The following is a 26,020-nucleotide window of genomic DNA, read 5'->3' as shown; positions in this document are numbered from 1 at the left end:
CTTATCCCTTTTGATGGGCAAAGATTTCCTTCCAGCGTAAGCGCTGCCCATAACGCAGCATACCCATACGGAAAACGCGGCCAGCCAGCCAAATCGCACCAATTGCGGATGCCACCAGGATGATGAAGCTGGCTAGCAACTGCGCGGTTGGGATGGAGGTAAAACCAATCCGTATGGCGATGGTCATAGGCGCCGTGAGTGGGAAAAGGGTCATGGCAATTGCCAGGGGGCTGTTGGGGTTTTGAACGAAGACGGCGATGAGGATGTAGGGCAACCAAATGGGGATGGTAAACAATCCCATCACCTGCTGGCCTTCACTGGCTTCAGTCACGGTAGCTCCTACAGCAGCCATTAACCCGGATATCATGATGAAGGCAGGGATCATCACTGCGACCAATATGGCAACTGTTTCAAGTGGGAAGGCGATTCCGCTCAGGAAAGAGAAATAAGATTTTCCGAATAACAGGATGAGGAAGATAAATATCCCCCATACGAGCAATTGAGTGATCCCGACTGCCATATCCGCGATGGTTTTTCCACTCATCAGCTGATTGGGAGAGACCGAGGTCACCATGATCTCCATGGTGCGGTTTTCCTTTTCTTCGACCACGGCTTGAAGCAAATAGCCCGAACTGGTACTCATGGCAACGATGAACAAGATCCCGGCGACAAATGGCAGAATGAGGTTGATGATTTTTTCCTGGGAAGCCTCACGGGTCTTGTCTGCGGATTGCACAACGATCTTGTTCCCATCCATCAGCCGACTGGCAATTTCGGGGGGCTGGTTTTTAAGCAGGTTGATGCTCAGGAAGGAATAAAATTGCTGGATTGCGATGCCACGCGGTTCCTCAAGGTACACTTCCTTCACATCACCTGTCTGCAAGTAATCCGCTGGAATGATATAGTATGCCTGGAGCTTGCCAGCTAAGAGGTCTTTCTCTGCGCTGGACTGGTCAGCATAAGATGTAAATGTAGCATTCCGTTCGGGAAATTTGACTGGTGGCTGCGGGATGCGGTCTGCCAGGATCCCCGAATTATCAATGTAGCCGATTGGGGTCGGGTCTGAATCCATCCAGATGATAATCACCACGAGACCCACCATCAAAGCCAGCATGAGCGGAACACTTAGCAGGGTGATTAAAAAGCGTTTGCGGAACACATGCCTGGAGTATTCCCTCCAGGTAATTCGCCAGAACTTACTCATAACTTTTCTCCGGGTCGTTTTGCTGGACAACACGGATGAATATCTCATCCAGAGTTGGAGCAGCAATCTCAAACTGGTTGACCTCGATACCTGATTCGACCAGCTGGTGCAGGATTTGCTGAGCGCTCACGGTGGGTGCAAGGGTCAGTCGAAATGCCGATGAGTTGTGCTCCTCTTTCTTAATTACGCCATCCAACTTTGGAAGCTCATTTGGTGTACTAACGATTACCGCGTGACCAGCGAATTGGTTGCGAATATCATCTAGACGACCATATAAAACAGTACGGCCATGATCGATCAGCACGATGCGATCACATAACTCCTCCACCTGGTGCATCTGGTGGGTCGACATCAGGATGGTCACACCTTTGTCGCGCTGCTCACGAAGAAGGTCCTTCACCATCTGGGTATTGATGGGGTCCAAGCCGCTGAACGGTTCATCGATGATGAGCAATTCTGGCTGGTGGATCAGCGTGGAAATGAGCTGAGCCTTTTGCTGCATACCCTTGCTGAGCTCTTTGACTTTCTTGCGGTGAGAGGATTCGAGGTCGAATCGAACCAAATAACTGGAAATTCGATTTTGTGCTTCGATGGGAGATAGGCCCTTCAAAGTGCCCAAATAAACCAGGCAGCGGTCAAGGGGAATATCCTGGTATAGACCACGTTCCTCTGGCATGTAACCGATGTGGTCTTTTTTGGATTCTGTCATCGGTCCGCCCAGGATAGAGACTTCGCCAGAATCGGGCTTGAATATATCCAACAGCACCCGGATGGCAGTTGTTTTCCCGGCACCATTGGGGCCAAGCAGACCAAAGATCTCTCCCTTTTCCACATCGAAAGAGACATCGTCCACGGCTTTCAGCGTTCCAAAGGACTTACTGATATGGGATAGTTCGACAGCAGGCATACGAATAAACTTCCTTTCCGGCTTTTCGAATAGAAGCTTACAGCTATTGTATTACAAGTACGGGCCAGCGGGCAAAGATTTCCTGAGGTTTCTGGTGGTAACTGCAGCCATTCACTGCCCAATCGCCATGGATGCTATAATGGCGTGGTTCTCCAAATACCTCTTAGGATGGCGGTGATGCAATCGGTATGTGTTTATTGCGGTTCTTCGGATAAGATGGGGGAAGCTTACCTGCGATCTGCACGCGAGATGGGCATTGCCATCGCGAAACGTGCAATGACCCTGGTCTATGGGGCAGGCTCCACCGGGATGATGGGAGCCGTAGCGGATGGTGCCCTGGGAGCAGGCGGGGAGGTGATCGGGGTGATCCCAGGCATGTTTGCCACGCCTACATTGATGCACAATGGACTGTCACGCCTGGAAATCGTGGATAACATGCACGTACGCAAACAGCGTATGGCAGATATTTCCGATGGATTCATAGCCCTACCAGGAGGTTATGGGACATTTGAAGAGCTATTTGAGATCCTCACCTGGGCTCAAATCGGCCTACATCGGAAGCCAATTGGCATGCTCAATACCCAAAATTATTTTGAGCCATTACTGGAGACGATCAAGCACGCCAGCGTTGAAGGCTTTTTGTATGTCGAGCATTCTTCTTTGTTTGTGGTGGCAGACCAGCCGGAAGCTTTGCTTGACCTAATGTGCCAGTATCGCTATCCGCAAGGGATGGAAAAGTGGGTCACACGGGAGGAGTGAGTTTGTTGAAGCGTAAAAGTCTCGGCTTGAAAAGAATCAGCAAGGCAGCCAGGACATATATGCTGTAGCCGATCACTTCAGTCAGTGATGGGCTGCCATGGTAACCAAAGAGGGTGCTGAAGATCATTCCGATTGAGGAATGATCATTAAGAAGGGGGTTGAGGTTCCAGATGGGGCTGATGATGGCTGGGATGACCCCCGCTTCGTTGAATTCAGCCACGCTATGAGCAATAAGACCACCAGCGAAAAAGATTAGAATGAAGGCAGTAATCTGAAAGAAGCGTTTCAAGTTGAGGCGAAGGGTGGTGGTATATAGCAGATAGCCGAGTATAGCGGCAACGAACAACCCAATCGATGTGCCCAGCAACGTCTGGAGGCCAGTGGAGGTGAATGCCGAAGCCGTCAGGTATAAGGCCAGCTCAATGCCTTCCCTCAAGACGGCGAAAAAGGCCAGGAAGAATAAAGCACCCCGGCCACCCAGATTGGCTGCCTGGCTGACTTTGGTATCGAGATTAGATCTCATACTGCTGGCTTGTTTACCCATCCAGAAGATCATCCAGGTGAGTACAGCAGCTGCTAGAAGCAGAGTGACCCCTTCGAAGATTTGCTCTCGGGTACCTTCTAGCTCTTGGTCCACCAGGCGCAGGAGGAAGGCAGTGAGTAAACTGACCCCGCCAGCACCTGCCACTCCAGCCCAGACGTAACGGTTGAGATGGGCATGGCCCGTGCGGCGGAGAGCGCCCAGGACAATACCGATAATCAGAGCAGCTTCAAGCCCTTCACGCAATGAGAGTACCAGGCTGGCGATCATGAATGTTCCGCAGGCACAAACTTCGACTGGAACCCTGGTAGCTTATCTGCCAACTGCTCGGGATGGTGGATCAGGATGGGCAGGTGCTCTGGGCAGATCCAGTATTGCTCATTCTGATATTGGAAGGACAATAAAGGGGATTCCTGATCGGAATGGTTGCAGAAGATACAAGCCGGTGACATGATGGTTATCGTATTCCTTTCATCAATATTATATATGACAATTTGGATATAATATCGCATCATTGAATGGCTGTCAATAAATCCCATAGAATTTCAGGACGCAGCGTCTTGATCGGGATTAAAAGCTAAGGGAACCCCGATATTTAGAAACCCAACAGGCTGTGATTAATTTCATTCCACCCATTGAAGACAGAAAATAAAAAGGCGGGAGGGATCCTCCCGCCGATGATGATCTTGCGGTTATTTTGAGCGCTTGCGATGACGCGTGACCTTCACGCTTACGCCTCCCCGATAACCGGGTGCTTTTATGGCGTAAACCGTGCACAAGCGGGCATCCAGGATGCGGCTTAAGATACGCTCATCGATTTCATTCAGGTATTTTGCGGTGGTGATCACCGTGGGTAACTTGTTAATATGGCGGTAATCGATCAGCTGGAACAGCTTCTCATTGGCCCAGGCTGTGGGCGACTGCTCACCCAAGGCATCCAGAATGAGCAGCGGGGCACTGCGCATCTCCTCGAAGCGGCGGTCGAGGCTGACCGGGCTGTTTGTGCTAAAGGTTGCCCGCAGATGATCCAGAAGGTCAGATACGCTGATGAACAAGGGCGGCTGGCCCAAATCGGCGCGAGAATTAGCGATGGCAGCAGCCAGGTGGGTCTTGCCGCAGGCGTATGGGCCGGTGAATACCAACCAGCCACGCGGTTCGCGGGAATAGGATGTGGCAGCTTTTAATGCATTTGCCAAACTTTCGCAAAATTCAGCAGAAAGATTCTCTGATTGACGGTCATCCCAGTTGCTGAATGTCTGTTCACTGTGCATGGCCAGGGAAGACAGGTCTGAATGCGTGGTGTCATCGGTTGGCCGGCGATAATCGGGTGCCTGGATAAAGACACGTGTCACCAGCTCAGGGTCCTCAAGTCGCGAGCGGATGCGACCTTCGATTTGCTCGAGCAGCAGGTTGGTAGTCACCACCAAGGGTCGCTTGTTGATATAGCGGTAATTTAATATTTGGAACAATTTCTCCTGTGCCCATGCGGTGGCATTTTGCGTGCCGAAATCGTCCATGATGAGCAAGGACGCCTGGCGAATCTCATCAAAACGTTGCTCAAAAGTACTTTCCTCACTCGAATAAGTGAAGCGGAGAGCATCCAATAAATCGGGAACCGTAATAAATAAGGTAGGGACGCTCAGGCTAACGGTGAAGTTAGCAATCGCGGCAGCTAGGTGGGTTTTTCCGCAACCGTAACCTCCCTGAAGCAGCAGCCAGCCATCCGCTTTTTGGCTGAATTGCTGCGCCTGGTTATAGGCTCGCTCAAGAGAATCTGCCTGCCATGGTCCCAAACCAATCCGGCCGCGAGGCTGGAAGTTCTCGAAGGTGAGGTGCTGGAGATTTTCCAGATTGCTAATGCTGAACAAGCGCTGGTGGATCTGCTGAGACACCTGGCCCTGCCGACAGGAGCAAATCTGCAAACGACCAAAATCAGGGTGACCAAGGGGAAGGTCGCGACGCAGGTAGCCTAAACCGTGACAATACGGGCAGTTTACATCACCAGCCAGGTCGCTTGATGAGAGGTAATTCAAATCATCCATTTCTTCGGCTATCTCATCTCTCCCAGTCTCCGTATTTTCGGATAGCTTCCTCAGTGTCTCGTCGAGCTTGCTGATCTTTTCGGTCATCACGTCCTCCTTCCTGCCAGCGATGCAGGATGGCTTCGATATAGTGCCAATTGCGTTTATTGCGTTCTACGGCGAGGCGAAATGCATCTTCTACCCAGTCGGGCGGGTAGGTATTCTCGGCATCACGCAAAGCATCCGCAATCAATGGGGTGAGAGGTCCAATATTCGCTTCATATAGCTGAAATATATTAGGGTGCTCAGGATAAGGCTCCGGCAACTGCTCAGGATGATCTGCCATGTGCCACTCGCCCCGCTGAATGGCTGCCACAGCCGCCCGACCCCGAGGAGAATTGAGGAATATCAGCTTTTCCGATCCGCCGGCTACCGTAACATCAGCCTGGAGGAGTGTACCCCGTTTAACCGCCCTGTTCAGGGCAGCTTGCAAGGTGGAGTGAGCTTTATGAGGATCTTTAGCGATCGATGCGAGCAGGTTGGGGTCTTTTAAAAGATCGGAGAAACGCAGGTAGTGAATGGCGCCTTCTATGCGTTCAAGACGCCAGATGATATAGAGGGTGAGCTTTAGCTCAGTCAGGTTGGTAATATCGGGTAAAACCTGGCGAAAAAACTGCTCAGGTATGCGAATTTGGGCAGTAGCTTCATCGGAGAAACCTGGAAAGGTCATGGCTAGACCTTCCGCAGGTCAATTATCTGGGTGGCGGCGTTTTCAAATTTAGTCAGGTTTTCACGGAACACCAGCTCAATATTCCCAACCGGGCCATTGCGGTGTTTGGCAATCTTGATCTGGACCAGATGGCGCTTGAGGGTGTCTTTCTCGTAGAGCTCAGGACGGTGGATGAACATGACCACGTCAGAATCCTGCTCCAGGCTACCTGATTCACGCAAGTCGGAAAGCTGTGGCTCCTTGTCTGTACGCTGCTCAATGGCGCGTGAGAGCTGAGCAGCCGCCAGGACGGGGACATTCAGCTCACGGGCGAGGATTTTCATGTTGCGTGAAATGTAAGACACTTCCTGGACACGGTTTTCTGAGCGTATCCCACCACTCATCAGCTGAAGGTAATCCACCAGAATCAGGTCCAGATTATATTCCATGTGCAGGCGGCGGCATTTTGTGCGCAGCTGGATCGGCGTCAGACCGGGGGTATCATCCAGGAAGATCATTGTGTCGTTGAGGACTTCGATTGCCTGAGCAAAGAGAGACCATTCATCATCAGAGAGTTTGCCAGTGCGCAGGTGGTGGGCGTCGATGCCGGTTTCCTGAGCGATCAAACGCTGGGCCAGCTGGTCATTGGACATTTCCATGGAAAAAATGGCGATATGCTTTTTATGGATCAGGGCAGCATTCTTGGCGACAGAGAGCATGAAGGAAGTCTTTCCAGTTCCAGGACGGCCAGCGATGATCAGGAAGTCGGATGGCTGCAGGCCACCTAATAAGCGGTCAAGGTCGATGAAACCGGTGGGGACACCGAAAGTTTCCTCGTCACGCTTGGAAAGCTGGTCGATACGGCTGTAATAATCACTAAGCACCGTCTTGATGGATTGCAGGTCGCGGGTCATGCGCCGCTCACTGACACCGAAGATGGCCTTCTCCGCCTCATCCATCACCGCTTCCAGGCGGTTTTCTTCCTGATAGGCGAGCTTGGCGATCTGATTGGCGGCTTCAAGCATCCTGCGGCGAATAGCAGTCTGTTCGATGATGCGGCCGTACGCCTCGGCATGCAAGGAGGAGGGGACGTTATTAATCAGCATGGTGATATAAACCGCCCCACCAACCTCATTAAGCTGGCCAAGCTGATCCAGCTCCTCTACAACGGTGAGAAAATCAATGGGTGCACGGCGTTCCTGCAGGCGGATGAAGGATTCCCACAGCCAGCGGTGACGCTGGATATAAAAATCCTCGGGGCGTAGGAATTGCGAGACTTCGTAATACGCCTCCGGATTAATTAACACTGCCCCCAATACAGCTTCTTCGGCTTCACGGCTGTGAGGCACTACTTGCGGGGTAGGTGCAGGAGCTTCCTCAAAAGAAATGAAATCGCTCATTCCCTGCTTTCATCAACCAGAATGGATTTTTTAAGACGGATGTTTCAATTTTACTGCGTTAAACGCCCAATGTTTGACTTACCTATCAGGCTTTTTCTTATCATCATCTTCCTGGTTGCCCTTGTCTTCGTCATCGATGTCCAGGTTCTCAAGGAAGTCTTTGAATACCGATAAATTCTCTTCATTGATCTCTGCGGTAGGTGCTTCGGCTGCCTGGGTTTTCTCGCCAGAGCCTTCCTGCATATCTTCCTCCGGAATCACCCCGACTGAATCGAGGATCTGGCGGGAGACAAGAATAGGCACATGGGCGCGCACTGCCAGAGCGATAGCATCGGAAGGTCGTGAATCGATGTCAAGTTTATGTCCATCGAACTCGGCGACGATATTGCCATAATATGTATCGTCATGTAAGGAAATTACCTCAACGCGAATGATGCGGGCATCAAGGACAGAAAAAACATTCTTCAGTAAGTCCCAGGTTAGAGGGCGAGCTACTTCTACATCCTGGAGGGCCAAGGCAATGGCTTCGGCTTCATAGATACCAATCCAGATCGGTAGATAACGGTCAGCATCCACCTCACGCAAGATAACGATCCGCTGTTGAGAAATCAGACTAACCCGGATACTATCGATGACAACTTCAACCATATCAGACATAAGATGCCTCCGGCACCATTGTTCCTTAGTTGGGTGATTCTAACATGGATATCAGGATAACAAACCATTAATGATTTAAAGAATTATTGAATCATGTGTTCTCTTAATGTTAAAGGAATCCTTTAACATCTTGCCGCAGATACGGATTACGGTATAATACGTGCACTCCTTTTGCGGGGAATTACTTGCGCCTGTCAAAACTGAACAGTGGAATATTGGTAGATGAAGGCTTGTTTATTATGGGTGGAGGGAAAGCGAATGGAATCTGCATCCTTCGTCCCCTCCCTAAGAAAAAAAGAATACTTGGTGGAAACAGTGCCAACAGGTAGCGAGGCTGTTAGGCGATTGTTTGAAATTGACCCAGACCTGGTGGTAGTGAATGCTTCTTCACTGCGCAGCAGTGGTAAGCGCATCTGTAATGATATCCGCGCCAAGTCTAAAAATATTCCCATCGTTTTAATACTACCTTCGGCTAACCAAGAAAAAGATGAAAGCACAGAATCAGAAAAGAGCAATCCAGCAGAATCAGTAACACAAAGGAACAAAAAACACGCACCAACCCAAACCTCGGCGAATGTCGTCCTTGAGCTTCCCTTCACGTCGCGTAAGCTATTGAATCGCATCGCACCCTTGCTGCCTGGCGATGGGAAGAATATCCTTCACGTGGGATTTATCCGGTTGGATTTGGAGCTGAAGCGTGTAAGGTGCAAGGGGCGCGAAGCCCGGCTGACCCCGCGCCTCACTCACTTATTAAAAGTACTGCTCTTACATGCTGGTGAGGCGGTGGAGCGGCAACGACTGTTCTCTGAAGTGTGGGACACACAATATACCGGTGATACCCGCACGCTTGACGTGCACATCAGCTGGCTGCGCGAGGCAATCGAAGAGAATCCACGCAGACCACAGTTCCTGAAGACGATACGGGGGATTGGTTACCGGCTCGACGCATAAACTGCGGTATACATACTAATGGATAAATCCGTTAACAAATTTGTTAACGGATTTTTATTTTTAGCCGAGCGGGAGGGTTAATCTAATTTAGTAGTACAGGAATTCCCGTGGATATCTACGATTCGGGCATTTACCGGATAGGCGCTACTCATCGAAGGAATGTTCAGCTGGCATGGCAGGCTGCCGGTGCGAGGCGGTCGGAGAGCTTGGGCAGCGCTACGGAAGAAATATCCATCATATGCAGGGTCAATTTCCCAATAATCAATTTCATCCAACCGTTCAGCCTGCAGAAATACGATATGCCCCTCACGTCTTAGCTCTAACGAAGTAGCCAGATTAGATTCTTCATTCAACAAGCCACCAGCAGAGGTGTGCTGGATGGAGAATGCCGGTACACCAGCACCAACCAGCCTCAAACGGGAGGTGTGGACTGCCCGGTAGCTCACATCCGTGGCGATGAAGCTGCGACCTTGCCTTGCAGCAACGATGGCAGTCGTTCCTGAACCGCAGAAGAAGTCAGAAACAATATCACCCGGGTTCGAAGATGCCAGGATGATACGTTCCAGTAGCGCTTCAGGTTTTTGAGTAGGATAGCCTGTACGCTCACGATGCAAGCGAGCCACCACCGGGAAATACCACCAGTCTTCAGGCACTTTGCCGCGGGCGAGGTCAGGGACTTTGCCGAAGCCTGCTTTTGGCGAGGATGCAAATGTTTTTACCGTGGTTGGATCATACGGCTGGCGGACCGCATCGACATTGAATGTGTACTCATCACCTTTTGTATATACGAGGATAGTATCATGCTTGCGGTTGAAGGCTGTGCGGATGGGAGATGGACCATGGTAGACCCAGATGATCTCATTCAGCAGTCTCTCAGCGCCAAATATCTCATCCAACAGCAGGCGGGCATATGCATCGGCATGCCAATCCAGGTGCAGGTAAAGCGTGCCGGTGGGAGCGAGAAGCTCATACATCAGCTTCAGGCGGGGGTAGAGCATATCCAGGTAGCTGTCAATATCAGGCCAGTGGTCCGGGTAGCCTTCTGCCAGCTGCCAATCCTGCGGGCGGCGCGAGTCTTCACCTCTCCCAATGCGCATGGGGTAATGACGGTTGGTAAAGAAAGGCGGGTCTGCGTAGATGAGGTTCACCCTGCCACGATATTCCGGCAACAGGGTATGCATGATCACCAGGTTGTCTCCCAGGATCAGCTGGTTTTGGGGAGAGGCTTCAGGATAACCAAAGCCCTGGGGATAGACAATCGAGTCCATCTCCAGGGCAGTCGCTGGCAGGTTTGGTAGTGATTTCGAAGCCCAGGTAAAGGAGGGCATCAGCTTTTTATCTACTCTAACCGCACAATCACTTACCGAATTTCGCTTTTAAAATGTCCTCAAGGGTTGGCTGGCCGATCTCCTGTAGCTCATAACGCACGCGTTGGGCAGGCTTGTTGATCTTTATCACTCGATTCAAATCAATCGGTGTGCCAATGATCACCATGTCCACATCAGAATTGTTAATGGTGGTTTCCAGGTCCCTGGTTTGAGCCTCACCATAGCCCATGGCGGGCAGAATGGGGCCAGTCTTAGGGTATTTTTCAAAGGTGGCTTTGATGGATTTTACTGCGAAGGGGCGCGGGTCGACGATCTCAGCTGCACCGAAACGACGGGCAGCAACATAACCTGCCCCATAGGCCATCTCGCCGTGGGTGAGGGTGGGTCCGTCTTCAATCACCAGCACGCGTTTTCCGCGGATGGCAGCCGGGTCATCAACGAACAGGGGAGAAGCGGCTTCGATCACCACGGCGTCAGGATTAATCTTGCGCAGGTTTTCGCGGACTTTGATGACGTTCTCCGGATCGGCGGTATCAACCTTGTTGATGACAAACACGTCCGCAGAGTTAGCATTGGTTTCGCCGGGATAATAGCGGAGCTCGTGACCGGGCCGATGCGGGTCTGCCACAACAATCTGCAGGTCTGGGATGTAAAATGAGAAATCATTGTTGCCGCCATCCCACAAGATGATGTCTACTTCCTGCTCAGCCTGGCGCAGGATCTTCTCGTAATCCACACCCGCATAAACAATCACGCCATTATCCAGGTGGGGTTCGTATTCCTCGCGTTCCTCGATGGTGCACTCGTACCGATCCAGATCCGAATAGTCAGCGTAGCGCTGGACAGCCTGCTTGACAAGATCTCCATAGGGCATGGGGTGGCGTATCGCAGCCACTTTATACCCCATGCTGCGTAGGATCAGGGAAACACGACGGGTGGTCTGGCTCTTGCCTGAGCCAGTACGCACAGCACAGACCGAGACGACAGGCTTGCTCGATTTGAGCTGGGTGGTGCGGGTGCCCATCAGGCGAAAATCTGCGCCGGCTGCCAACACCGCCGATGCTTTGTGCATGACCACTTCGTGTGGGACGTCACTGTAAGCGAATATGACCTGGTCTACCTTCAATTCTTTAACCAGCTTTAGCAGGTCAGATTCAGCGTGGATGGGGATTCCATGAGGGTAGAGCTTCCCGGCCAGGGCGGCTGGATAGGTGCGGCCCTCAATGTCGGGAATCTGGGTGGCTGTGAAGGCAACCACTTCGTAATCGGGGTTATCGCGGAAGAAAACATTGAAATTATGAAAGTCGCGCCCGGCGGCGCCCATGATGAGGGTTCGGATGGCTGTCATTGGCTGGTTCTTCTCCTAATTGTTTTTTTATTTAAAAAGGGAGATTGGTTGATTCCAATCTCCCTGTAATTACATCACCTGTGGAGCCTCAATATCCAGGATCTGCAAGGCATTGGCAAGGGTCTGGCGGGCAGCAGCCACCAGGCGTAAACGGGCCGCACGAATAACGGGATCATCGGTTTGGATCACCGGAACAACATGATAAAAACTATGGAAAGTGCTGGCAAGCTCATAAGCATAATTAGCGATGACCAGCAGCCGGTATTCTTCAGCGGCTTGTTGAACCGTGGACGGGAAGCGTGACATCAGGTCGATCAATTGCACTTCATGATTGGCGAGCGGGTAATCGAAATCAGCTGCCTGTGGAATGCCGCCACCTTTCTTGAGGATACCATTGGCGCGTACATGGGTGTATTGGATGTATGGACCCGTATGCCCGTCAAAATTCAAGGCAGTATCCATATCATAGACCATATCCCTGTTGTTGTCGATGGCTAACATGGCATAAGTCATCGCCCCTAAGCCCACCTGCTCAGCGACAGGCTGGCGTTCCTCCGGGGCTAAATCGGGATTCTTCTGCTCGATCTCAACCAACACTCTGCGAATGGCTTCGTCAGCCACATCCTTGAACAGGACCAACCTGCCTTTGCGGGCAGACATGGCACCCTCAGGCAGGCTAACAAATCCATATCCCAGGTGATAGCATTTGGCTGCCTGGTGGAAGCCCCACAGCTCGAGGATCTTGAAGGCTTGCTGGAGGTGCATCCCCTGGCGAACATCCACCACGTAGACTGAGCGGTCTACATGATAAGTCTCAAACTTTATCTTGGCCAGCGCCAGGTCTTTGGTGAGGTAAAGCGTGGTGCCGTCACTGCGCAGGATGATGTTGCTGCGGTACTTCTCTTTTTTAAGACCGAGCTTTTCGTCGATGTGCACAATTACCGGACCACCCTGGGGGCGTTCATCATCAGCGATACCTCTGGCGACCAGCTCATCAACAATTTCCTTAGCCGGATCGTCTACTTCACTTTCATAGAACCACACGTCCATCTTGATGGCGAGTATGCGGAAGATGTCGTTCAGCTCATCCAGGCTCCATTGGCGGAGCTTCAGCCACAAAGAGCGTACCTCAGGGTCCTTGGCATCCCAGCGGAGGTAAAGTTCCCGCCGTTCTGCGTCGTAGGCTTCACGTTGGGCTACCTGCTCGGATGTTTCATCTTCCTTAGCCTCGAGCATGGCGATAGCTTCGACATAGATCTTCAGCAACCACTGGCCGCGTTCATGGATGCCTGATGGTTCCATACCCTTGTAGAACTTCTGGTAGATCCACACCACAGTGATGACACCCAGGCCGATGTCACCCGGGTAGGTGGCACGAATGGTATCAAACCCCGCAAACTCCACCAGGCGGGCCAGGGCTTCACCGAGGACTGCATTACGGAAATGGCCAATGTGAAAGGAGTGCAGCATGTTGGGCTGGGCATACTCGATCATCACCCGCTCGCCTTTGGGTTGACCGCGCCCGAAATCAACCCCCTGTTCGATGATGGCATCTACCACCTGCTTTGAGAATTCAGCGGGAGAATAATATAAGTTCAGGTAACCTCTGACAGCTTCCTTACGGGTGAAACCCGGCAGGTCGCCCAGGTAAAGTGCGATCTTGGCAGCCAACTCCTGGGCACGAGCTGCAACATTGAAGGATTGGCCGGTAGCTTCCTTGATCGTGCGGGCCTCGAGGGCAGCCAGCTGGAAGAATGAGGTGGTGATGCCCCATTCGCCTGAAAACGGGATGGGGCTCCAGGCGATATCACCGGGTAAAGGAAGGTGATGCTCGGTGATGTAGGAGCGGATTTTTTGTGTGGCGGCCTGCTGCTGCGATTCGAACATATGCCTTATTGTAGCAAAAAAGCGGGAGTACCTGATACTCCCGCTGGAGAATTTACATTAAGAGAATGCTGGGTCTTGCATGGTTGGCAAGATCAGCCCGTGGAATATTAGGCGACGGGTTTGTCCATCTGTGCGAGGCGACGCATCAGGCGGCTTTTGCGCCGGGCAGCATTGTTTTTGTGAATGACGCCTTTTTCAGCGGCCTTATCCAAGGCGCTGATGGCTGCCATAGTGGCGGTGCGGGCATCTTCAGGTGTGCCACCTTCGATGGCTGTGCGGGCATGCTTGACATACGTGCGAGCACCACCGGTGAACAAGCGGTTGCGTAGCCGTCGCTTGTGGTTTTGTTTTATGCGCTTGATTGCAGATTTGGTATTAGCCAACTTGGTCCTCCAAAAAATATCCTTCTAGATCACGGCAGGCTATTTTACTTGAGGGCGGGGAATTTGTCCAGATTTACTTGACCCGAATCAGCGCTGATGGTAAAATCCGTGCGCTTGGAACCCGCCCCCATCGTCTAGGGGACCAGGACGCAGCCCTTTCAAGGCTAAAACGCCAGTTCGAATCTGGCTGGGGGCAACGCAAAGGCACCGTGATATACGGTGCTCTTTGATTAATTAAGCCCTTTCAATCCCCATTGAGGGGACTCATCGCTAAAACGCCAGTTCGACCGGCTGGGGGCACACTTTTGGATTCGCTCATGTAATAGTAAATAGGATTACTCTTTGGATTCTCATGAACGAGTGATTGACTTTATAAAAGATACTCCATCCATATTCGAGACTATCGTTACCATACGTAACTGTTTGTAAACCATTGAGCTTATATTAATAAAACTGGCAAAAGAAATTACGAATAATATGATATACTTTACCTTATATGGGGATATTGATTTACAAAGTCAGCCAGAAAAGCATCATGGCTACTTACCTCAACAATAGTGTCTGTACTTTGTTGTGAGAATGCCCTTATTCATTCTATCGAATTGTAATGATAGAGATAATATCGGCTTCCTAAACATTGTTGAGTACGAATTCATCGTATGCTTCAAAAGAGGCATACACCATATCGAAAATTGCGAAAGGATATACTTATGTGCTACCTCGTTGTTCGTCACACAGTTGCTGATTATGAAAAATGGCGCCCATTTTATGATGAAGACGATGCCAGGCGTCGATCTTTTGGTGCAACAGGCGTAAGCCAGGTTTATCGAGATGTGAATGACCCTAACACTACCATAGCGATTATGGAGTGGGATAAACCGGAAAATGCTCTAAAGTTCGCCAACGATCCGGGACTTGGGGAAGTGATGATGAAGGCAGGCGTGATAGGGCAGCCCGCCTTGGTCTCTATCGTGTCGCGAAGTTAGATATCGATAAATGCAACGCGAATACTGACTGGTTTCTTACCTGGCAGGCGTTAAAAAAAGAATTTACCTCATATATAAATCAATAATAGGTAACTGAAATATCGATCCCCGCTCGAGCGGGGATTTTTTGTTTAGACGAAACAGAGATGGCAACCCCCATATTTTTATAGAGGCTAAAATGGCAGTATCCCCATCGTCTAGTGGACAGGACCCTAGCTTTCAGGGTTGAAACCTGTGCTTGACCGGGTAGGAGCATAGCAAAAAGCCGAACCATTGATTTTTGTGAGACTAGGTTTTTAACAACCTCTATGGATGAATTGTGAGATTAAAAATATCCTCTTGACAAAACCTCCTAAAACGTCTACTAGAAGCTCAAATCGCTGACGTTTGATTGGATGGTACTCTGAATGGCTGAAGCACATTTTGATTGATGGTATGATGTAACTCGTATTTTCTTAAAATTGACTTTTCCGCAGAACAGAAGACTAACACCCAGGTCAGTTCAGGGGTTATGTGATAAGAACTGTCAGTGTTACTATCCCCACATGAATGCTATCAGCGAGGATTCTTGGCGACGTTCTGCTTCTATGGATGTTAAGCCCTATTCTTGATAGATTGTGATATCAGTTATATGTGATTTTATTTATTCAGACTACTGCTCCGTATGGCAGGGATGGCTTCCAGTGCAATCCTGTATAGCAGGTCCTCATTATTGATGGATTGATCTTTCCACAGGTCGACCCCTGGGGCGTAAATAAAGCAGAAATCATTGATGCCTGCTTCTGCATAACGACTGATGACGTCATAAAAGGCATCTACTGAGGCACAAGGGCGTTCGCAGGTCCACCCGAATAGGATTGTCCGATCGAAGTTATCCGGATCACGACCAGCAGCAGCGGCAAACTCACGGAGCATTTGATAACTCTGATGGATCTCATCGCTGCTTTGCCTGGGCGTCAGCTCTTTTAACGGTCCAAGGGTGTTCCAGGCATCACCATATGTAGCGGCCAGGCGGAGAGCCTTTGGTCCGTGTGCAGCGACGCTAAGCGTTGGATGGGGACTGGAGATGAATCCCGGATGCATCACTGCTCCCTGGATATTGTAATAGTTCCCTGGATAGGTGGTTACCTCATTATTGAGCATCGAATACAGGATTTCAACAAATTCACGGTAGCGTTCCGAACGTTCTTTCGGCTCCCAACGCAGTACACCGGTCATCTCGTGGCATTTTCGGGTGCCAGCTGCACCAACCCCTAACTCGAAGCGCCCGGCAGAGATGTGGTCTGCAGCCATGGACATGTGGGCCAGGACTGCTGGATTACGCAGAGTCATGCTTGAGACCAAGGTCCCAAGCTTGATCTTATCGGTTTGGGTCGCCAGGGCTGAAAGCGTACACCAGCAGTCAAACCAATCCATATCCTTATCGTCTGGATTGACATAATGATCGGGTAGCCAGAGCTTATCGAGCCCAAGGCTTTCGACCAGCTTCGCCCAGCCTACGACCTTCTCCCATGGGGGGAACGGTCCCAGCATAATCCCAAAAGTGAGCTTACGTTTACTTCCTCCATCCATTGTTGAACCCTCCATGCCAATGAAGCAGTACTGATATTTTATCGATGGTTTTACCGCAGGAAGAGTGACATATAACAGCCTCTCCTACTCTCAGTTATATTATATAAAATAATAAGCTGAGCACAACAATCCTGTCAAAACTGGATCATTCATCCTTGCATCGAAGTCCGTAATAAATTCGCAATTAACCGACTGGAAGAAAAAATGAGCAGGTGACTGCTCATGGTGGTTAAAATGTGCGACGCTCTTCGGTAGTCTGGCAGTCATGACCGGAAAAACCGATTTTAGACCCATAACTTTGCGTCGCCAGTTTTCACTGGTTTTGCCTGTTCGGAGGTCTGGCAATCATGACCGGCAGAACCGGTTTTAGACCCAGTACTTTGCGTCCTAAGTTTTCACTTAGTTTGCTATTGTCGGCGGTCTGGAATCGTGTCCACCAGGGGAAATGGATGTAGACCCATGACTCTGCGCATCAGACTTTCACCTGACGAGCCTTTTCGGAGCGTTGCACTTTAATTATAGAGACATGGATGAATAAGTCAAGCCAAATGATAGTGAATTTTGCTACAAAATTGAGGAAAAGTGGAATTCCTGGTGGTTTAAAGTGCGAACACCTGGGTGAGGGGGGCACCCAGATGTTCGCATAATTATTATGACATAAATTTGAAGAAAAGGCAAGTTAATCTCCAATAAGAGGCGGGTGGGAGGGTGATGCTTGACAATGTGCTTGCATCTGGTAAAATTAGCATTCTTGAAAATCTGCTGAACAGGCCGAGATAGCTCAGTAGGTAGAGCACACGACTGAAAATTGTGGGGTCGTCAGTTCGATCCTGACTCTCGGCACTACTGACCGAATGGTCAGCCCTGCGGGCGTGGTTCAGCTGGTAGAACGTCTCCTTGCCAAGGAGAAGGTCGTGGGTTCGAATCCCATCGCCCGCTCTCAACGAAGGTTGCTGGTTGTTGATTTTTATTGAAATTTGCCATCAAAATCACCAATCAGCAATTTTCAATATAAATTGAAATGGCGTCGTGGCCAAGTGGCAAGGCAAGGGTCTGCAAAACCCTGATCACGGGTTCAAATCCCGTCGACGCCTCTAAAAGCTACCCAGATGGGTAGTTTTTTTACGTAAGCGGATATCCTGCGAATTCTTATGGGTGTATACCGCCAGGTAGAATACAGAAAGCATGACACCCAGCGATTATTAGCATAGCGGTTAGGCTATTTGCTACGCAGCTGCTTGATCTGACCAAACGTATTGACGCTTAGTAGCCATTGTGACCCAAGATCATATTGACTGAATTCTGTGAGGTCAGCCGGGGTGTATGCATAGGTTTCTCCAGCAGTGGTAAAAGTGACCTGGTAGGTTTCGCTGCGATCACCTTCCTGCTGACCAGCCTGTAAGCTGACCTGAGGCCAGGAGGGGTTCAAGTCAGTCCCTTCAGCTAAAGCAGTGCTCACTACGACCCAATCCAGCACGGTATAGTCGCAGTAGCTGGCATATACCTGATATTGACAGTCTTGGACCACCTTACCAGCACCGCTACCAACATCGATGGTGTAGGGTGTACCGCATACTTCGGTGGCATTAGGTACTGGATCGCTGCGGGTCTCTTTATATTCATCACGGCAGGAGATATTTTCTGCATCCGTAGGAACATCTTCACTCCAGGAGCTTTTTTGGACCGGCTGCCTGGCGAGTATTTCAATCGAACGCTGCCATTGTACGTCCGACACGCTGGCAGTGACATCGCTGGTCTTATTGCCCAAGACTACCAGGACGATGATCGAGGTGACGCATAGCAGACCCAAGGCAATGGCGCCGATGATCAGCCAGAGGGGAGTCTTCTTTGATCCAGCGGGTGTTGCGGGTGGTTTCGCACTTTCGACAAGGCTGCCGCCGCAATGTGGGCAGCGCTGGGCATTGGCTTTCACTGGCTGCCCACAGGAAGGGCAGGGCTTATCAGGGACTGAATCGGCCTTGTAAGCTCCCAGCACTTCACCAGCCTGGCGCGCAAGGCCAGCCTGGATATCTCCACCACATTGGATGCAGATTTGCGTTCCAGCCGGATTGAGCACATTACAGTACGGGCACTGAATGGCTGGACCCGTCTTGGCTTCATCCAGTTTTTGCTGATCGGTGATCAACACCTGCTGGTCAGGCAGCTCAAATTTGTCATCCTGGGCGATTGGTGCGCCGCAATTGGAGCAAATGCGGTTCATCCCTGGGTTGATCGTCCCGCAATGTTTACAGGTCCATTCCAGCTCAACATAACCAAGTTCTTTTTGCGTCACGAGTGCAGCTCCTTATGAAATAGTTATACCAGCCTGCCAAGGTCATTGTTCGTTTGTTGATTGTATTGGCAATGATCTACGTGCACTAATTGTGCCCGTGTTCGCGTTCGACGATACCCACGCCCTTGTCTTCACCCTGGTATAGCAGGACGATGCCGAACGTTTTTAGTAAGGCTTCGGGTGTCAGGATCTCGGTGCCCGGGCCGACAGCTACGACCTCGTGGGCTAGCAGCATGGCCTGGTTACATTCGGAAGCCAGCTGGATGTCATGGGTTGCCACAACAATCATGGCGCCTCGGTCGCGCTCCTCGTCTAGGATGCGTGAGAACAGCTCACGTCCGGAGGCGTCCAGGCTCGAGGTAGGCTCATCCAGCACGATCAAGTCTGCCTGGCGAGCAAGCACCTGAGCCATGTAGGCGCGCTGCTGTTGCCCTCCCGAAAGCAAACGCAGAGGCGCATCTTGCAAATCAAGGATGCCCATACGTTCTATTGATTTTGTGATAATGGTGCGGTCTTCGGGGGTCATGCGGCCGAACAAGCCTCGCTCGGTATAACGGCCCATCTCCACCACATCCTTAACACGCAGGGGAAGGATAAAGCTTGAATCGTGAAACTGGCTCAGATAGGCCAGCTGGTGAGGGTTTTTCCCGGGCGGGTTTCCCAGAACCGTGATCTCGCCCTTGATGGGCGGAAGGAGCCCTACGATCGTCTTAAGCAGGGTGCTTTTCCCTGAGCCGTTGATCCCCACCAATGCAAGCGATTGGCCACAGGTCAGCTCGAAATTAACGTCCGGGACAACCACCTCTCCCTGATAACCAATATCCATGCCATGAGCAATGACGCAGGAAGAGGAATAATCAACGGAGGTTGGAACGGCAGTCTGCATGGTTTAGCCTTGATGCTGTGAACCGAAAGCTGAAATTGGACGGTTACGCAGGAAGAAGACAATGAAAAAGATAGCCGTGGCTACCAGGACGATGGAAGCCCCGGCAGCCAGGTTTAAATGGTAGCTGGCCAGCAATCCCAGGTAAACGGAGAGAGTGCCGAATACGCAAGCCCACACCATCATACTGGTCACCCTGCGGGCAATCAAGGCGCCTGCACCAGCAGGTGCCAGCAGCATGCCAAAAACCAGCAAGGTCCCCACTGTTTGAAATGAGGTGATCACTGTCAGAGCGATAAGGGCTAGCATGATATTGTGATACAGGCTGGCAGAAAACCCAGCCACCTGAGCTTGCTCAGAGCTGAAGCAAAGCATTAGGAAAGGCCGGGCACAGATGATCACGGTGATCAAAACAATGATAGTGGCACCCAACTGTACCAGCAATGCGCTCGGGTCGATGCCGAGGATCTCGCCAAACAGCACACGTACCAGGTCACCGCTAAACGAGCTGGAACGCGAGACAATCACCACACCCAGGGCCAACATTCCCACAAAAAGCAAGCCGATGGCCGTATCCGAGCTCAGGCGCGTCCGGCGGGTGATCATGCTGATTCCGCCAATCATCACCACAGCCCCAACGACCGCGCCTAAAAGACCCGGGAAACCCAACAACAATGCCAGAGCGATGCCGGGAAGAACACCATGTGCAAGGGCATCACCGATGAATGCCAGGCCGCGCAGCACAACAAAGGTGCCGATGACCCCGCAGGCGATAGACACCAATACACCTGCCACCAGGGCATTGAGCAAGAAGGAGTTGGAGGTGAAAGGTGTAATGAAAAAATCCATGTTTAGCGCAGATTATCTACAATGGTCTGAGCCAGATTACGCATGAACGTAAAGTATGAGCCGTCAGCGGGCAGGATATGGGTTGACAATTGAACCACCTTCACCCCAGTCTCCCTGGCAATGGCGTCAGTGATGGACGGGGGTGTGCCAAGCTCAGAAAAAATGGCTTTTACCTGATTATCTTCGATGAGAGTTTTCAAGGCAGCCATATCTGCAGCGGAGACTTCTGCCTGCGAGTTCAAGCTAGGGATGATGGCACCAATCAACTGAAAGCCATAGCGCTGAGCAAAATATCCCAGGGATTCGTGCCCGGTGACCAGCTTGCGGTCAGCTTCAGGTAGCTTGCTGATATCTTTCGAAATTTCATTATTAAGGCTGTCGAGCCGGTTTTCCAGGTCCTGGGCCTGCGCGGAGACGTCTATGCTCAGGGCGGTATTTAGGAATTCTGAGAGGCCGATTACCATCTGTTTCATGGTCAATGGGTCGGTCCAGATGTGCGGATCGGGTGATCCGACTGCCTGGTCAGCCGAGGCATTGGGGATGCCTTCTCCCCGTCCCACCTTGCGCACGGTGATGTAGCGCGAGGCAATGAACATCTTAACCCCGGCCTTGGCTGCCTGGGAAAGGGTCTTCTCAAGGCCGCCCTCCAACCCCAAACCGTTCTGCACGATCAGGTCGGCGTTCATGAGGGTTTCAATGTCTTTGGCGGAAGGCTCCCACTCGTGTGGATCCTGCCCATTGGGAATGAGGACCGTCACATTAGCCTGGTCACCCACCAACTCTTTGACCAATGCGCCCAAGATCGAATAGGTAACGACAATATTTTTTTTATCAGTCGCGGCAGTGGGTGAAGTACTCTGGCAGGCTGAGAGCAGCAAAGAAAACACAAGGATGATGAATAAGGCTTTACGCATGAGGCTTGACCGGATTCCTCCATAGAATTGTCATAAATTTCATTATAGCATGGGTTGATTCATAATCCTGAGCGGCGAATTCGTTCATGTAAAAGAATATATTTGCAGGACGTCAGCTGAGGGTGGTTGGCATCCAACAATCTTTATATTTTCTAAATAACATCTGAATACCTCTGAAATATCTCTTTGATAATATTTTCACAAGGAAATAATCAATGCTGGATACTTTGAATATCCTTGGACAATGTCAAAACAGAGAGGAACTATGAAATCAAAGCAGAGAACTTACTGGTGGATCGATGCAATCCTATTCACTGGATTTTTGGTGGCTTTCTTCCTGAGCTTCACCGGGGTTGAGCTGCACCAATGGATCGGGGTAATCGGTGGATTGCTTGCCTTATATCATCTGCTACTCCATATGGATTGGGTAGAGGCGGTCAGCCAACGGTTCTTAAAATCAGCAAACGGGAACGTGCAGCTGAAGTACCTCATCGACGGAACTTTACTAGCCGGGTTTAGCGGCATCGTTGGCACCGGCCTGGTCATCTCGAGCTGGCTGAAGCTTGCACTCACGAATTACAGTACCTGGTTATATGTACACATCCTGGCTTCCATCATCACCCTGCTGGTATTGGTGATCAAGCTTGCCATGCACTGGAAGTGGATTGCACGAGCTGTTCAAATAGCTTTGAAGAGGCAGCCTGCTGTGGCATATAAGCCCACCCAGCTGCAGCCAGTTCCAGCCACAATGCAGGGAATGGACCGGCGTGCGTTTCTGCGCGTGATGGGCGTGGCAGGGGGTGCCTCGATGTTTGCCCTGCTCAGTGCCACGAAGAGCCTGGCTGGATTGCAAAGTGATGTTACAACCAGCAGCGTTTTGAGTTCAACGAACGCGAACCTGTCATCTGTGTCTGACAATTCTTCATATTCACAGTTCAGTTCGAGCTTCTATAGCGGAACGGGATCCTGCAGCATACAATGCGGCAAGCGTTGTGCATATCCGGGTCATTGCAGGCGCTACACGGATGCAGATGGCGATAACTATTGCGATCTCGGTGAATGTTCATAACAGATGTAAAGGAGATTAAGATGAAGAAGAGAACCATGTTGTTCAATATAAGCATCCTGGCAGTACTCATCCTGCTACTGAGTGCCTGTGCATCAGCCACACCCATAGCCACTGAACCAAGCACCACGGTGTCAGCCACAGCCACACAGACCAGCACCAATAGCCAAACGAGTACCAGCCAGGTCTCTGCGGCACCCACCGGTGGCAACCCTCCCAGCGGGGCACTACCGAATGGCAGCCCACCCAGCGGATCGCCTCCGAGCGGTAACCCTCCCAGTGGTAGCTCGGGTAGCACCAGCTCCAATCAGGGGCTTTCAACAGCCACTGGTGCATACACCCTGGATGGGCAAACCGCCAGTGAAACAGACCAGACCTATACCGCAAGTGAGCAGGACCAATCTGCGGTCTATGTGATCAACGGGGGTAACCTGACCCTGGACAATGTCACAATAAACACCAGCGGGAATAGCTCATCCAACGATAATAGCAGCTTTTATGGACTCAACGCAGCCGTCCTGGCCACCAGCGGAAGCACGATCAAGCTGGCGGATAGCTCGGTGAGCACCACGGGATCGGGAGCCAATGGGGTGTTTGCCACAGGTGAAGGCAGTAGCGTTTCTTTATCCAACGTGACCATTAATGCCACGGGAGGGGGAGGGCATGGTGTGATGGCAACCCAGGGTGGAAGCATGAACCTCACTAACGTGGATATTACCACGGCGGGTGCCAATTCGGCCTCCATCGCTACCGACCGTGGCGGCGGGACGATCACTTCAAGCGGTGGTACGGTAACCTCCAGCGGGGCAGATTCACCCTGCCTGTATTCCACAGGGAGGCTGGTTAGCACGAACCTGACGTGCATTGCCACTGGATCAGAATCAGTAGTGATCGAAGGAGCAAACTCGATCACCCTGACGGTCAGCAGCTTAACTTCCAGCATCGAGGATAAGTGGGGCGTCATGATCTATCAAAGCATGTCGGGGGATGCCCAGGGGACAGAAGGTGAGTTCAACATGACAGGAGGCTCGCTTACGAACAGTGCTTCGTCTGGCCCGTTGTTCTTCGTTACCAATACGACCGCTTACATCAACTTGAGCGCGGTTAGGTTGAGCGCAGGGTCAGGCGTACTGGTGCAGGTAGCCGGCACTGACCGTTGGGGAACCAGCGGGTCTAATGGAGGCACAGTGAACCTGACCGCCGATAAGCAGACCCTGACCGGCAACCTGGTGGCGGATAGCATTAGCAACCTGACGATCAGCCTTGAGAACGGATCGACACTCGAAGGAACCATCAACGCTGAGCATAGCGCCAAATCAGCTAATATCACCCTGGACAAGACCAGCAGCTGGACCGTCACAGCCGATTCGTACATCACTTGCCTGAATGATGCGGATGGGATTTCTGGCACCACGATGACTAACATCATCGGTAATGGTCATACGGTCTATTACAATGCCAGCGCCTGCAGTGCACTGGGCGGGCAGACTTACACCCTGGTTGGCGGTGGGTATTTGAAACCAGCCGGATAAGGAGTAAATTATGAGAGCAAGAATCTTCATCCTGATCACGATTATTGGGATCATCACTGCGATACTCAGCGGATGTGCCAGCAGCAGCACACCAGCAGCAACACAAAGCAACAGGCTATCCTCAATCACCCAACTGGCTGCAGGTACTCTCAAACTGGAAGGTACCGACCAGGCTGTAACCAGCAGCCAGGCAGGAGAACTGCTGACCCTGTGGGAAGCGTACCAATCCTTGAGTAACAGTGACACCACTTCACAGGTAGAAGAAGATGCGCTGGTCGACCAGATTGAAGGTGCCTTGACCTCCGAGCAGCTCACGGCAATCAATGACATGAATCTTAGCGAACAGGTGTTGAGCGAGATCATGCAATTGTCAGCGGTGAACAATGCTGCCAGCCAGCCAGCAAGCACATCCGGCAGCTCAACGAGCAGCAGCCAGAATACACCTCAGAATGGGCCTGGTGGTATGCTGGGAGGCCCGGGAGGTGACAGTATCATGAGCCAGATCGAAGGCACTGGAAGCACGACCCAGAGCACACCGGTGGCAACGCAATCCGTGAACAACACGGCTTCCATACAGGTCAGCCCTATGGTCCTGCAAGCATTGATCCAGATGTTAAAGACACTTAGCCAAGCGACTGGCTAGAAAGGAAAGCCGATAAACCTCTGGATTACGATTACGGCAGCCATGGAACAGCCTGGCTGCCGGATCTTTTAATTAATAATAGTACTGTTTGAATAATCATATTAATTCCTGGGAGCACAATGTCGTGATGCGATCCAGGCTCAACAGCGCCTCATCTGATTCAAGGCTCACACTGACGGGTGTTTCTTGTCTGGCGAGCGATTCCTGTGATGCGTCATAGGTGAGGTAACCAAGTATCTGGTGGGGGAAATAGGATGGCGGTTTGAGTGTGTGTCGTTCTTGGGCGAGTGGAGGTGGGACAGTATCCAAATGGATTGGTTCGGGTTGTTCATCGGGTGCGACCACAGGCTGAGTGGGAAAGGACAGGATGAGCTTGCCGCTCCCAGTAGCATGCAAGCTTAGGGCCGAGGCATGCTGCAGATGGTAGAGATGCTTCTCGAGCCTGGTGGGATGAATGCCAAGGATTGAAGCCATTTCTGCCAAGCTCAGGGCAGGTGTGGACCAACCCCTCCACGCCAAGGCGCGTAGCTGGATCCAGGTGACGAGCACGGCAGCGGGTAGCTGTTGGTTGAAGATCATCGAAGTAGGCACCAAGATGCCACGTGGCGGGAAGCTAGAGAGGGTGGTCATAAGCTCACTCGATTTGCTGTTTTATAAAACAAATCGTGGAATGAGGCAGTGCTCAAAGTAAAAATGGATATGTGCTCCATAACCCAATTGTAGCACAAACGTTCTAATTTGCAAGAGTATTGTTATTGCGGAGGGGACGATTTTTGAATCGCAGTTAATGGCACATCCCGAAATCTCCTTAAGCAATTGTCCTCAAACATGAACAGATAGTTTTGTCCTAAAAGTCAATCCTAAGATGGTTAATTCAGGAGATCCCACCATCGACCAGCAGCCAGGTGCTCTGATAAATAGCGCTTCTACATGACGATGATTTTATTAATGCGGAGTATTTCTTTACTTAATTGAAAGAATTGGTGCATAAGTGCTTGCAAGGAAGATGACATGCTAAAAAATGTCCGCCCTGCAGATGGTCGCTGATTTGTGGATTTTGCAATTAGGTAAGATCCTGATAAATATAACTGCGTAGAAAATGAAGAACGGATTGCTTCGCTCGCGATGCTCGCTCGCAATGACCGAAAAACAGATGTTGGTTTGCACACCAGCTCAGAGTGATGAAT

General features: G+C 51.1%; 24 protein-coding genes, 4 tRNA genes and 2 riboswitches. Of the genes, 10 read left to right on the top strand and 18 right to left on the bottom strand.

What is annotated here, in order from left to right:
* Nucleotide 1 precedes the first annotated feature (1 nt).
* The gene (locus C3F13_03510; GenBank protein ID PWB55748.1) at nt 2–1,252 is read right to left on the bottom strand and encodes a hypothetical protein; all 1,251 of its coding nucleotides are present in this window, start codon (nt 1,250–1,252) and stop codon (nt 2–4) included.
* The gene (locus tag C3F13_03505) at nt 1,197–2,111 is read right to left on the bottom strand and encodes a sodium ABC transporter (GenBank protein PWB55747.1); all 915 of its coding nucleotides are present in this window, start codon (nt 2,109–2,111) and stop codon (nt 1,197–1,199) included. The genes C3F13_03510 and C3F13_03505 overlap by 56 nt, the downstream gene beginning before the upstream one ends.
* Nucleotides 2,112–2,288: 177 nt before the next feature.
* Between C3F13_03505 and C3F13_03500 the strand changes: the two genes are divergently transcribed.
* Nucleotides 2,289–2,870 carry a TIGR00730 family Rossman fold protein gene (locus tag C3F13_03500; GenBank protein ID PWB55746.1) on the top strand — a complete coding sequence of 194 codons (582 nt, stop codon included), beginning with the start codon at nt 2,289–2,291 and terminating at the stop codon, nt 2,868–2,870.
* Here C3F13_03500 and C3F13_03495 read toward each other — a convergent pair.
* From C3F13_03495 to C3F13_03470, 6 genes are all read right to left on the bottom strand, one after another.
* Nucleotides 2,854–3,681 (bottom strand): iron permease, encoded by an 828-nt coding sequence (locus C3F13_03495; GenBank protein ID PWB55745.1) that lies wholly within the window; start codon nt 3,679–3,681, stop codon nt 2,854–2,856. The genes C3F13_03500 and C3F13_03495 overlap by 17 nt on opposite strands.
* Nucleotides 3,678–3,950 (bottom strand): hypothetical protein, encoded by a 273-nt coding sequence (locus tag C3F13_03490; protein PWB55744.1) that lies wholly within the window; start codon nt 3,948–3,950, stop codon nt 3,678–3,680. Before C3F13_03490 ends, C3F13_03495 begins: the two co-directional genes overlap by 4 nt.
* 153 nt (nt 3,951–4,103) lie before the next feature.
* Nucleotides 4,104–5,540 carry a DNA replication protein DnaC gene (locus C3F13_03485; protein ID PWB55743.1) on the bottom strand — a complete coding sequence of 479 codons (1,437 nt, stop codon included), beginning with the start codon at nt 5,538–5,540 and terminating at the stop codon, nt 4,104–4,106.
* Nucleotides 5,467–6,162, bottom strand: a complete 696-nt coding sequence (locus tag C3F13_03480; protein PWB55742.1) for a hypothetical protein — start codon at nt 6,160–6,162, stop codon at nt 5,467–5,469. The genes C3F13_03485 and C3F13_03480 overlap by 74 nt, the downstream gene beginning before the upstream one ends.
* Nucleotides 6,163–6,164: 2 nt before the next feature.
* Nucleotides 6,165–7,541 carry a replicative DNA helicase gene (dnaB, locus tag C3F13_03475; protein PWB55741.1) on the bottom strand — a complete coding sequence of 459 codons (1,377 nt, stop codon included), beginning with the start codon at nt 7,539–7,541 and terminating at the stop codon, nt 6,165–6,167.
* 78 nt (nt 7,542–7,619) lie between these two features.
* The gene (locus tag C3F13_03470; protein PWB55857.1) at nt 7,620–8,189 is read right to left on the bottom strand and encodes a hypothetical protein; all 570 of its coding nucleotides are present in this window, start codon (nt 8,187–8,189) and stop codon (nt 7,620–7,622) included.
* 231 nt (nt 8,190–8,420) lie between these two features.
* Here C3F13_03470 and C3F13_03465 point away from each other — a divergent pair, with 231 nt between their 5' ends.
* The gene (locus C3F13_03465) at nt 8,421–9,149 is read left to right on the top strand and encodes a hypothetical protein (protein PWB55740.1); all 729 of its coding nucleotides are present in this window, start codon (nt 8,421–8,423) and stop codon (nt 9,147–9,149) included.
* Between the two features lie 77 nt (nt 9,150–9,226).
* On the opposite strand, the gene C3F13_03460 is transcribed toward C3F13_03465, so the two are convergent.
* The 4 genes from C3F13_03460 to C3F13_03445 form a co-directional block, all read right to left on the bottom strand.
* On the bottom strand, nt 9,227–10,477 hold the full coding sequence (locus C3F13_03460; GenBank protein ID PWB55739.1) for a hypothetical protein: 1,251 nt from the start codon (nt 10,475–10,477) through the stop codon (nt 9,227–9,229).
* A gap of 28 nt (nt 10,478–10,505) precedes the next feature.
* Nucleotides 10,506–11,825, bottom strand: a complete 1,320-nt coding sequence (locus C3F13_03455) for a GTPase (protein ID PWB55738.1) — start codon at nt 11,823–11,825, stop codon at nt 10,506–10,508.
* Nucleotides 11,826–11,894: 69 nt separating this feature from the next.
* Entirely contained in the window at nt 11,895–13,712 is a 1,818-nt protein-coding gene (argS, locus tag C3F13_03450) for an arginine--tRNA ligase (GenBank protein PWB55737.1), read from the bottom strand.
* A gap of 107 nt (nt 13,713–13,819) precedes the next feature.
* On the bottom strand, nt 13,820–14,095 hold the full coding sequence (locus tag C3F13_03445) for a 30S ribosomal protein S20 (GenBank protein ID PWB55736.1): 276 nt from the start codon (nt 14,093–14,095) through the stop codon (nt 13,820–13,822).
* Between the two features lie 123 nt (nt 14,096–14,218).
* Between C3F13_03445 and C3F13_03440 the strand changes: the two genes are divergently transcribed.
* Together C3F13_03440 and C3F13_03435 are read left to right on the top strand one after the other, a co-directional pair.
* Nucleotides 14,219–14,291, top strand: a tRNA-Glu gene (locus tag C3F13_03440).
* Between the two features lie 514 nt (nt 14,292–14,805).
* Nucleotides 14,806–15,081 carry a cyclase gene (locus C3F13_03435; protein PWB55735.1) on the top strand — a complete coding sequence of 92 codons (276 nt, stop codon included), beginning with the start codon at nt 14,806–14,808 and terminating at the stop codon, nt 15,079–15,081.
* Between the two features lie 639 nt (nt 15,082–15,720).
* On the opposite strand, the gene C3F13_03430 is transcribed toward C3F13_03435, so the two are convergent.
* Nucleotides 15,721–16,668, bottom strand: a complete 948-nt coding sequence (locus tag C3F13_03430) for a hypothetical protein (protein PWB55734.1) — start codon at nt 16,666–16,668, stop codon at nt 15,721–15,723.
* A gap of 232 nt (nt 16,669–16,900) precedes the next feature.
* Nucleotides 16,901–16,990: riboswitch (cyclic di-GMP riboswitch) on the bottom strand.
* Nucleotides 16,991–17,072: riboswitch (cyclic di-GMP riboswitch) on the bottom strand.
* 351 nt (nt 17,073–17,423) lie between these two features.
* Between C3F13_03430 and C3F13_03425 the strand changes: the two genes are divergently transcribed.
* From C3F13_03425 to C3F13_03415, 3 genes are all read left to right on the top strand, one after another.
* A tRNA-Phe gene (locus C3F13_03425) sits at nt 17,424–17,499 on the top strand.
* Between the two features lie 20 nt (nt 17,500–17,519).
* Nucleotides 17,520–17,592 (top strand) — tRNA-Gly (locus C3F13_03420).
* 84 nt (nt 17,593–17,676) lie between these two features.
* Nucleotides 17,677–17,750 (top strand) — tRNA-Cys (locus C3F13_03415).
* 122 nt (nt 17,751–17,872) lie between these two features.
* Here the strand turns inward: C3F13_03415 and C3F13_03410 are convergent.
* The 4 genes from C3F13_03410 to C3F13_03395 form a co-directional block, all read right to left on the bottom strand.
* Nucleotides 17,873–18,946, bottom strand: coding sequence for a hypothetical protein (locus tag C3F13_03410; GenBank protein PWB55733.1), 1,074 nt, complete (start codon nt 18,944–18,946; stop codon nt 17,873–17,875).
* 85 nt (nt 18,947–19,031) lie between these two features.
* Nucleotides 19,032–19,832, bottom strand: coding sequence for a metal ABC transporter ATP-binding protein (locus C3F13_03405; protein ID PWB55732.1), 801 nt, complete (start codon nt 19,830–19,832; stop codon nt 19,032–19,034).
* A gap of 3 nt (nt 19,833–19,835) precedes the next feature.
* Entirely contained in the window at nt 19,836–20,678 is an 843-nt protein-coding gene (locus C3F13_03400; GenBank protein PWB55731.1) for a metal ABC transporter permease, read from the bottom strand.
* Between the two features lie 2 nt (nt 20,679–20,680).
* On the bottom strand, nt 20,681–21,592 hold the full coding sequence (locus C3F13_03395; GenBank protein PWB55730.1) for a hypothetical protein: 912 nt from the start codon (nt 21,590–21,592) through the stop codon (nt 20,681–20,683).
* 265 nt (nt 21,593–21,857) lie between these two features.
* Between C3F13_03395 and C3F13_03390 the strand changes: the two genes are divergently transcribed.
* The 3 genes from C3F13_03390 to C3F13_03380 are packed head-to-tail and all read left to right on the top strand — an operon-like array spanning nt 21,858 to nt 24,833.
* Nucleotides 21,858–22,661 (top strand): hypothetical protein, encoded by an 804-nt coding sequence (locus C3F13_03390; protein PWB55729.1) that lies wholly within the window; start codon nt 21,858–21,860, stop codon nt 22,659–22,661.
* Nucleotides 22,662–22,681: 20 nt separating this feature from the next.
* The gene (locus C3F13_03385; protein ID PWB55728.1) at nt 22,682–24,190 is read left to right on the top strand and encodes a hypothetical protein; all 1,509 of its coding nucleotides are present in this window, start codon (nt 22,682–22,684) and stop codon (nt 24,188–24,190) included.
* A 10-nt stretch (nt 24,191–24,200) separates the two neighbouring features.
* On the top strand, nt 24,201–24,833 hold the full coding sequence (locus C3F13_03380) for a hypothetical protein (protein PWB55727.1): 633 nt from the start codon (nt 24,201–24,203) through the stop codon (nt 24,831–24,833).
* Nucleotides 24,834–24,929: 96 nt separating this feature from the next.
* On the opposite strand, the gene C3F13_03375 is transcribed toward C3F13_03380, so the two are convergent.
* A complete protein-coding gene (locus C3F13_03375; protein ID PWB55726.1) occupies nt 24,930–25,463 on the bottom strand; it encodes a hypothetical protein in 534 nt (177 codons plus the stop codon).
* Nucleotides 25,464–26,020: the final 557 nt, after the last annotated feature.

Source organism: Anaerolineales bacterium (assembly GCA_003105035.1).
Taxonomy (GTDB): Bacteria; Chloroflexota; Anaerolineae; order Anaerolineales; family UBA4823; genus FEB-25.
This window is presented reverse-complemented; position numbering and strand designations above follow the sequence as displayed.

Coding starts and splice junctions, on each gene's coding strand:
- C3F13_03510 (PWB55748.1), bottom strand. CDS start 1,252: ATGAGATATTCATCCGTGTTGTCCAGCAAAACGACCCGGAGAAAAGTT.
- C3F13_03505 (PWB55747.1), bottom strand. CDS start 2,111: ATGCCTGCTGTCGAACTATCCCATATCAGTAAGTCCTTTGGAACGCTG.
- C3F13_03500 (PWB55746.1), top strand. CDS start 2,289: ATGCAATCGGTATGTGTTTATTGCGGTTCTTCGGATAAGATGGGGGAA.
- C3F13_03495 (PWB55745.1), bottom strand. CDS start 3,681: ATGATCGCCAGCCTGGTACTCTCATTGCGTGAAGGGCTTGAAGCTGCT.
- C3F13_03490 (PWB55744.1), bottom strand. CDS start 3,950: ATGGGATTTATTGACAGCCATTCAATGATGCGATATTATATCCAAATT.
- C3F13_03485 (PWB55743.1), bottom strand. CDS start 5,540: ATGACCGAAAAGATCAGCAAGCTCGACGAGACACTGAGGAAGCTATCC.
- C3F13_03480 (PWB55742.1), bottom strand. CDS start 6,162: ATGACCTTTCCAGGTTTCTCCGATGAAGCTACTGCCCAAATTCGCATA.
- dnaB (PWB55741.1), bottom strand. CDS start 7,541: ATGAGCGATTTCATTTCTTTTGAGGAAGCTCCTGCACCTACCCCGCAA.
- C3F13_03470 (PWB55857.1), bottom strand. CDS start 8,189: ATGGTTGAAGTTGTCATCGATAGTATCCGGGTTAGTCTGATTTCTCAA.
- C3F13_03465 (PWB55740.1), top strand. CDS start 8,421: ATGAAGGCTTGTTTATTATGGGTGGAGGGAAAGCGAATGGAATCTGCA.
- C3F13_03460 (PWB55739.1), bottom strand. CDS start 10,477: ATGCCCTCCTTTACCTGGGCTTCGAAATCACTACCAAACCTGCCAGCG.
- C3F13_03455 (PWB55738.1), bottom strand. CDS start 11,825: ATGACAGCCATCCGAACCCTCATCATGGGCGCCGCCGGGCGCGACTTT.
- argS (PWB55737.1), bottom strand. CDS start 13,712: ATGTTCGAATCGCAGCAGCAGGCCGCCACACAAAAAATCCGCTCCTAC.
- C3F13_03435 (PWB55735.1), top strand. CDS start 14,806: ATGTGCTACCTCGTTGTTCGTCACACAGTTGCTGATTATGAAAAATGG.
- C3F13_03430 (PWB55734.1), bottom strand. CDS start 16,668: ATGGAGGGTTCAACAATGGATGGAGGAAGTAAACGTAAGCTCACTTTT.
- C3F13_03405 (PWB55732.1), bottom strand. CDS start 19,832: ATGCAGACTGCCGTTCCAACCTCCGTTGATTATTCCTCTTCCTGCGTC.
- C3F13_03400 (PWB55731.1), bottom strand. CDS start 20,678: ATGGATTTTTTCATTACACCTTTCACCTCCAACTCCTTCTTGCTCAAT.
- C3F13_03395 (PWB55730.1), bottom strand. CDS start 21,592: ATGCGTAAAGCCTTATTCATCATCCTTGTGTTTTCTTTGCTGCTCTCA.
- C3F13_03390 (PWB55729.1), top strand. CDS start 21,858: ATGAAATCAAAGCAGAGAACTTACTGGTGGATCGATGCAATCCTATTC.
- C3F13_03385 (PWB55728.1), top strand. CDS start 22,682: ATGAAGAAGAGAACCATGTTGTTCAATATAAGCATCCTGGCAGTACTC.
- C3F13_03380 (PWB55727.1), top strand. CDS start 24,201: ATGAGAGCAAGAATCTTCATCCTGATCACGATTATTGGGATCATCACT.
- C3F13_03375 (PWB55726.1), bottom strand. CDS start 25,463: ATGACCACCCTCTCTAGCTTCCCGCCACGTGGCATCTTGGTGCCTACT.